The organism is Planktotalea sp. (assembly GCF_039984035.1).
GTDB lineage: Bacteria > Pseudomonadota > Alphaproteobacteria > Rhodobacterales > Rhodobacteraceae > Planktotalea.
On sequence record NZ_JBDWVM010000222.1, the window covers coordinates 1 to 3,076 of the forward strand.

5 protein-coding genes are annotated in these 3,076 nt (G+C 49.7%); all 5 read left to right on the forward strand.

Going from position 1 to position 3,076, the window contains the following annotated elements; all coding sequences use genetic code 11:
- The first annotated feature begins 400 nt into the window (after positions 1–400).
- The 5 genes from ABJQ89_RS10095 to ABJQ89_RS10115 all read left to right on the forward strand — a co-directional run bounded on the left by ABJQ89_RS10095 (position 401) and on the right by ABJQ89_RS10115 (position 2,850).
- Complete coding sequence (locus ABJQ89_RS10095; RefSeq protein ID WP_348496113.1) at positions 401–1,069, forward strand: ParA family protein; 669 nt, start codon at positions 401–403, stop codon at positions 1,067–1,069.
- Positions 1,051–1,344, forward strand: a complete 294-nt coding sequence (locus ABJQ89_RS10100; protein ID WP_348496114.1) for a hypothetical protein — start codon at positions 1,051–1,053, stop codon at positions 1,342–1,344. Before ABJQ89_RS10095 ends, ABJQ89_RS10100 begins: the two co-directional genes overlap by 19 nt.
- Positions 1,345–1,499: 155 nt before the next feature.
- Positions 1,500–1,754 carry a type II toxin-antitoxin system ParD family antitoxin gene (locus ABJQ89_RS10105; RefSeq protein WP_348496115.1) on the forward strand — a complete coding sequence of 85 codons (255 nt, stop codon included), beginning with the start codon at positions 1,500–1,502 and terminating at the stop codon, positions 1,752–1,754.
- A gap of 1 nt (position 1,755) precedes the next feature.
- On the forward strand, positions 1,756–1,941 hold the full coding sequence (locus ABJQ89_RS10110; RefSeq protein ID WP_348496116.1) for a hypothetical protein: 186 nt from the start codon (positions 1,756–1,758) through the stop codon (positions 1,939–1,941).
- A gap of 276 nt (positions 1,942–2,217) precedes the next feature.
- Positions 2,218–2,850, forward strand: a complete 633-nt coding sequence (locus ABJQ89_RS10115; RefSeq protein WP_348496117.1) for a hypothetical protein — start codon at positions 2,218–2,220, stop codon at positions 2,848–2,850.
- The last annotated feature ends 226 nt before the right edge of the window (positions 2,851–3,076 follow it).

Here is a 3,076-nt window from a genome sequence, read left to right on the forward strand (position 1 = left end):
GGCGAGATTACATTCGTTCAAAACCTGTTCGGGATCGCAGCATAGGGGATTACCAGATACAGACGTCATCAGAGTTCATCAGTTAACGCAACAGTCCCATATGAAAAGGCTAGAAAGGCTGCCCCATCTTGGGACGTTCGGTTTTTGGAGCAAGAGTGGCGAATGTGGATGAGCGATCCACCAAGAAATGCGGATGCGGCATTTATCGGCTTTTGTAAAAAATGGTATGAGCGGAAAGGTCGAGCGTAGTTATTTGCAAACAACAGCTAACGGTTAACGAGTAAGTACAGCGAACCCATAATAGGTAACTGTCAACAGGTAACACTTAATAAATAACGGTTACCTGTTGACAGTTAAGGGTTGTCTGATTCATCCTTGGAGAAAACAAGCGAGGCAAAGCATGACACAAGTGATTAGCATAGTGCAGGAAAAAGGGGGAGCGGGGAAGACGACGCTTCTAACCGCCCTGGCAAGCTTGATGGTAGGGGATGGCGCACGGGTCGCCGTGATTGACACTGACCCCCAACGTCACCTTGAAGCATGGGCTAAGAAAGGAAAAACCGAACTTGACTGGCTGTTTGAAGAAGATGACGAAAAGCTCATTCCCACGGTCAAAGCTCTAAAGAAATCGGACACACCATATGACGTCATTTTCATTGACACGGCTGGGTTCAAATCGGCAATGGCAATGCACGCGATAGCCGCAGCAAACTTGATCCTGATCCCGTCAAAGGCAAATGAGGCAGACGCCAAAGGCGCACGCCGTACATACTCGCATGTTCAGAGCGTGGCAGAAACGATGGAAAAGGATATCGCTTCACTGGTAGTGATGATGGATGTGGACACGCACACCAACATCACCAAGGCCATCACTGACGCACTCGATGCGCAGAACATTCCGCGCCTGAATGCCGTTTGCGCACATCGCACGGGATTCAAGGAAATGACCTCCACAGGTCGTGCGCCAGATGGATCGGCCAAAGCTTCAGCGCGTTCGGTGCTTGCTGAACTCCAAATCAAGAAGATGATTTCGTTTTATGGGAGCAGGGCATGGCAAAAGTCAGCGTAAACCTAGATGACGATCACGACGACGATGACACAGCAGCCAAGATCAAAGAAATGGCAGCACCACTGCCAAGCGTCAGCAAAGCCAAGGCCTCGGCGCTCAAGGATGCGCCGCGCGTCCAGTTTGCCTTTACGCAGGTTCCCAAACCCATCAAAGATGCTTTCGTCACCGAAGCCAAACAGCGTGGTATCACTCAAAAAGAACTGCTCTATGAATGCTTGAGGGCAGGAGGCCTAGAAATCCCTGATACCTTAGAGATAGACGGTCGCAGGCGTTAACAGTTAACAGTTAACTTGTGGGTAGATATAACAAATTGGGCGCCATGTTATCGGTGTGTGTGAATCCCGAACACCATCACACAGGGCAGGGGGAAAGTTGCTGATCGGTGAATTTCATGGTAGGATAAAGTAGGATAACCAAGACTGAGGCCATCATGGGAATGATTAAAAAAAGCATCACCGTCACCGACCAGCAGGAAGCTTTCATCCAGGCGCAACTTGCGACGGGGCAATATGCATCTGACAGCGAAATCATCCGCGAGGCACTGCGTGAGAAAGAGCTGCGCACGGCAGAACTCGACCAGCTCCGCGCCAAGTTGATCGCATCTGAGCAAAGTGGGATCAGCAAACGCACACCTGCACAGATCAGAGAAGAAGCGAAAGCGCGCCTGCAACGTGAAGACATATAGCTTGCGCATCACAGAACTGGCCGACCAGGACTTAGACGATCTGTACGAAGAAGGATTCAAGACGTGGGGCGTAAAGCAGGCTGACAGCTACTACGACGGCCTCATGGAGCGCTTTGACAGGCTGTTGATGATCTCCGACCAGGCTATCGGCGCAGCGTTTATGAGCGCCATGCGATCTACTATGTGATCGATGATGATGCTGTGGAGGTTCGGGCGGTCGTCAAGCGACAGGACTTTTTGCGCAGGCCGTGACCACGTAATCGCGCGTTGTGCAGCGCAACATTCTGGGGGTCGAATACTTCGCTCTGGAAGTAACGGGGCAGGGGGGTCGTCTGGATACTCGGATCAGCCCTGTGAGGACTTCAAAACATTTTCCATACTGACGGTTATCACGTTTCCAACGGATGCTTTGATGCTAAGATAACCAACTATGCTATGATATCAATCGAAGCGGTATGTGTGGATGATCGGACAACTTTTTTCTTTTCTTAAAGAAGCTCTTAACATCGAAATTGCGTTAGCAGTCTTAGGTGTACTATTCGCGACTTTATCTGGGTTGTTCAGTTTATTCGCCACGATGTTTGCCTCCAAAGTGAGCAAATCGCTTACTTTGGATTTTGAAGCGACAAGGGATTTAAACGAAGACTCCCGCCTCAATGACGTAGCTCAAGAATTTAACCGAAACAAAAAAATGTATCGCTGGAGTTCTTCCGCAGCGGCACTTTTAACCTTTAGCCAGTTCATAGTGGGTGGCCTACTAGCCAGCTCGTTTGCACAAGAGGCACTACCGCAAGGCATGGTAGGTTTGCTTGGGGTAGTCGTCCTTCTGTCCTCACTAATTCACCAAAGGTTCCGTCCCGACATGTTCGCCGCTCAAGCAAAGCAACGAATGTTCAAGACACGTAAGTTGATACGCCTGATCGAAGATGACTTATTTGCAATCAAGAACGGAACTGTCTCAGCCCAAAGTATCTTTGATGTTCGTCAAAAGGCATCGGCTGGCCTCTCCGAACTTGAGGATGCAGAATTGGAGGGCGCGTCGGCAGTTGCGTCCCAAATAGCTACTTCTGACCAAAGTGCACCACCCAATGCGTAACTTGCATCACGATTCGTTTTCCATACTGTAAGTTATCACATGTTCGCCTGATGGCAGGGCTATAGGCGTCCGGGCCAAGTGAATACAAGGATTTACTGACTTCCAGAAGGTGACCTTTTCCACAAGTTGAAGACCGCGCATCAAAGCTCTAGATCATACAAGTCTCTAATCTCGTCCTCTTGGATGCAGAGATATTCGAGCGTCTGCGCCTGTGTGGTGTGACCGT

Excerpts from the sequence above, each read along its gene's own strand:
- ABJQ89_RS10100 (WP_348496114.1), top strand. The coding sequence starts at position 1,051 with ATGGCAAAAGTCAGCGTAAACCTAGATGACGATCACGACGACGATGAC.
- ABJQ89_RS10105 (WP_348496115.1), top strand. The coding sequence starts at position 1,500 with ATGGGAATGATTAAAAAAAGCATCACCGTCACCGACCAGCAGGAAGCT.
- ABJQ89_RS10115 (WP_348496117.1), top strand. The coding sequence starts at position 2,218 with ATGATCGGACAACTTTTTTCTTTTCTTAAAGAAGCTCTTAACATCGAA.
- ABJQ89_RS10095 (WP_348496113.1), top strand. The coding sequence starts at position 401 with ATGACACAAGTGATTAGCATAGTGCAGGAAAAAGGGGGAGCGGGGAAG.